3 protein-coding genes are annotated in these 3,775 nt (G+C 66.1%); 2 read left to right on the top strand and 1 reads right to left on the bottom strand.

Features of this window, described 5'->3' with window-relative positions:
* Positions 1 to 1,766 (bottom strand): ribonuclease E (rne, locus tag BIS11_RS12800; protein ID WP_253586189.1); only part of this gene is annotated, 1,766 nt, incomplete at its 3' end.
* Positions 1,767 to 2,465: 699 nt separating this feature from the next.
* On the opposite strand from rne, the gene BIS11_RS12795 reads away from it, so the two are divergent.
* Together BIS11_RS12795 and BIS11_RS12790 are read left to right on the top strand one after the other, a co-directional pair.
* The gene (locus tag BIS11_RS12795) at positions 2,466 to 3,407 is read left to right on the top strand and encodes an RluA family pseudouridine synthase (RefSeq protein ID WP_253426056.1); all 942 of its coding nucleotides are present in this window, start codon (positions 2,466 to 2,468) and stop codon (positions 3,405 to 3,407) included.
* Between the two features lie 13 nt (positions 3,408 to 3,420).
* Positions 3,421 to 3,775: HAD family hydrolase (locus BIS11_RS12790; protein WP_253586187.1), on the top strand; the 355-nt coding region annotated here is incomplete at its 3' end.

Raw genomic sequence — 3,775 nt, 5'->3', positions numbered from 1 at the left:
GCGCGAGCGGCGGGCTGGCTCTTGGTGTCGCTCGCCTCGTCGCTTCCCAGCAGCTTGCTGAAGCCGCGAATCAGGCGGCCCAGAACGCCGGTTTCCGGGATTTCCGCCGGCGCGCTCTTGGCAGACGCGGGTGTCTCGGTCTGCAGCGAAGCCGGGGCCGGGGCGTTGTGGGCGACGGTCTTCACTGCCGCCTCGGCGCGCTGCACGGGTGGTGCGAAGCTCGGGTCCGGTTCCTTGCCGATGTCGGTCTCGGTGGAGAGCTCGAAGCTCGAGAGCGTGTGGCTCTCGTCCTCGTCGAGATGGTCGGCGCGCAGGCGCTGCACGTCGTAGTGCGGGGTGTGCATGTCCGGGTTGGGCAGCAGTACCACGCGCACGTCCTGGCGCGACTCGATGTCCGCCAGCACGCTGCGTTTCTCGTTGAGCAGGTAGGTGGCGACGGGCACCGGCAGGATCGCGCGGATCTGGGCGCTGCGCTCCTTCATCGCCTCTTCCTCGATCAAGCGCATGATCGACAGCGACAGCGAGCGCACATCGCGGATCGTGCCCTGACCGTTGCAGCGCGGGCAGACCACGCCGCTGGTTTCACCGAGCGACGGGCGCAGGCGCTGGCGCGACATCTCCATCAGGCCGAAGCGCGAGATGCGTCCAATCTGCACGCGAGCGCGGTCGAGCTTGAGCGCGTCGCGCATGCGGTTTTCCACTTCGCGCTGGTTGCGGGCCGGGCCCATGTCGATGAAGTCGATGACCACCAGGCCGCCGATATCACGCAGGCGCAGCTGGCGGGCGATCTCGTCGGCGGCTTCGGAGTTGGTCTGGAGCGCGGTCTCCTCGATGTCGCTGCCGCGGGTGGCGCGCGCCGAGTTGATGTCGATCGACACCAGCGCTTCAGTGTGGTCGATGACGATCGAGCCGCCGGAGGGCAGCTTCACTTCGCGCTGGTAGGCGGTCTCGATCTGGGATTCGATCTGGAAACGCGAGAACAGCGGCACTTCATCGGTGTAGAGCTTGATCTTCTGCTGGTACGACGGCATCACCTGGCGGATGAAGCCCAGGGCCTCGGCGTGAATCTCGGGATTGTCGATCAGCACCTCGCCGATGTCCTGGCGCAGGTAGTCGCGCATGGCGCGGATGATGACGTTGGATTCACGGTAGACCAGGAAGGGGGCAGGGCGCTTGGTGGCCTCGGCGGTGATCGACTCCCACACCTGGGCGAGGTAGTCCAGATCCCACTGAAGCTCCTCGGCGCTGCGCCCGATGCCGGCGGTGCGCACGATCAGGCCCATCTTGTCCGGCACGGTCATCTGCGACATCGCGTCCTTGAGCTGGCTGCGATCGTCGCCTTCGATGCGCCGCGAAATGCCGCCGGCACGCGGATTGTTGGGCATGAGGACCAGGAAACGACCGGCCAGGCTGATGAAGGTGGTCAGCGCCGCGCCCTTGTTGCCGCGCTCCTCTTTATCCACCTGGACGATGACTTCCTGGCCTTCCTTCAGGACTTCCTTGATGCTGGGGCGTCCGGAGACGTCCTTTACGAAGTACTCCCGCGAGATCTCCTTGAGCGGCAGAAAGCCGTGGCGCTCGGCGCCGAAGTCGACGAAGGCGGCCTCGAGCGAGGGCTCGACGCGGGTGATCTTGCCGCGGTAGATGTTGGCTTTCTTCTGTTCCCGGGCGCCGGATTCGATGTCCAGATCGTAGAGGCGCTGTCCGTCGACGAGTGCGACCCGCAGCTCTTCGGGCTGGGTCGCGTTGATGAGCATTCTTTTCATGGTGTCTCGCAAAGCATGTGCACCGATTCGCCGTCTGGCGGGGCGTCGACGAATCGCGTTTGCTGCGTGCTTGTGCTCGGCGCATGGCTATGCTGACGCGTTGAACCGGGGGCATGAGGGCCCGCGCGGTCGGTGGGCGTTGAGTACGTGGCGGAGGCAGGACATGTTTCGGTGGCTGTCACGTCCATCCGGCCCTGCTGACACCGCCTACACCTGGCATTCTTCGATTCGCCGGCGCCGGTATCGGCACCGCGTTGATCTTGTGTCCCGAGCGTGCACCCTGCGTGACGCGCAGGAGCAGGCTCGAGACAAGTCGTGTCATCTTTTTCGTGGCGGCCGACTCGGCAACGTCACGGGCCCTTTCGCCCGTCGGGGCAAAAGGGGTGTTCTTCTAGAACCGTTCGGTAATGGGTAATGCGTACACTATTCCATTGGACCTTCGCTCGGGCCTGCGTGTCGGTCGTGCAGGCGCTTGGGCATGGCGGGCAACGATGTGCGGGGTTCCCCTTCGGCGTGATCATCACGGGGTCGTCGGGTCGTCCCGACAGCGGATCACGCCATGCCGATGAGCTCACTGGAATATAACAGCAAAGACAACCGCCAGCAATTGACGCAATGGCTTGGCCACTGCGCTAGAATGGCGCCCTGGCGTGAAACATTGGCATGAAAAAGAAGCAATCGAACCAGGAGCATGCGGCGATGGCCGAAGGGCGTGAAGTACAGTGGGTGGAGATCGCCCCGGAACAGGCGGGTCAGCGGATCGACAATTTCCTGATGACCCGGCTCAAGGGGGCGCCGCGCGCTCTGATCTACCGCATCGTGCGCAAGGGCGAAGTGCGCGTGAACAAGAAGCGCATCAAGGCGGACTACCGACTCGTCGCCGGTGACCTGGTGCGCGTTCCGCCGCTGCGCCTGGCGCCCAGGGAGGCGCAGAAGGAGGTCAGCGACAACCTGCGCGACCTGCTGGTCGGCAGCGTGATCATGGAGGGGCCCGACTGGCTGGTGCTCAACAAGCCGTCAGGTCTTGCGGTGCACGGCGGCAGCGGCGTGAAGATCGGCCTCATCGAGGCGCTGCGCCAGGTGCGCGACGACCTGAACTTTCTCGAGCTGGTCCACCGGCTCGATCGCGACACCTCGGGCTGCCTACTGCTGGCCAAGTCCCGCGAGGCCTTGGTGACGCTCAACGAGTCGCTCAAGAAGCACGCCATGGACAAGCGCTACGTGGCGCTGGTCAGCGGGCGGTGGCCGGCGCGCAAGACCTACGTCAGCGCCCGGCTCGACCGGTTCGATGCCGGCAACGGCGAGCGCCGGGTGCGGGTCGACCCCAACGGCAAGGTGTCGCGCACCCACTTCCAGGTGCTCGAGACCTTCGAGAAGGCCACGCTCATCGAAGCGGAGCCGGTGACCGGGCGCACCCACCAGATTCGCGTGCACGCCGCCCACGCCGGTCATGCGCTGCTCGGCGACGACAAGTACGCCACCCGCGAGAGCGCCCAGATGACCCGGCAGCTGGAGGTGGAGCGTCTTTTCCTCCACGCCCGTGCGCTGACCTTCCCGGAGCCCGGCAATGGCCGCCCGGTCACCGTCAAGGCGCCGCTGCCCGAGGCGCTCGAAAGCGCGCTCGCCCGCGCTCGCCGCTGATATAAGGAGCCCCATGCGTTTCGATCTGATCATCTTCGACTGGGACGGTACCCTGATGAACTCGGTGCCCAAGATCGTCGCCTGCATGCAGGCCGCCGCCCGCGAGGCCGAGTGGGGCGAGCTCGAGGTGAGCGCCATCGAGGACATCATCGGCCTCGGTCTTCCCGAGGCGATCGCCACGCTCTGCCCGGGGATCGCGCCGGCCCAGGCCGAAACGCTCCGGCAGCGTTACTCCCACCACTTCGTGCACCAGAACACCACGCCGATGCCGTTCTTTGACGGCGTCGAGGCGCGGCTTGCCCGGCTGCGCGCGCGGCCCGGTCAGCGACTGGCGGTGGCCACGGGCAAGAGCCGTCGCGGGCTCGATC

Source organism: Halomonas sp. 707D4, from assembly GCF_024158685.1.
Taxonomy (GTDB): Bacteria; Pseudomonadota; Gammaproteobacteria; order Pseudomonadales; family Halomonadaceae; genus Vreelandella.
The sequence above is the reverse complement of the archived record's forward strand: the minus strand, read 5'-3'. Positions and strand labels throughout refer to the sequence as shown.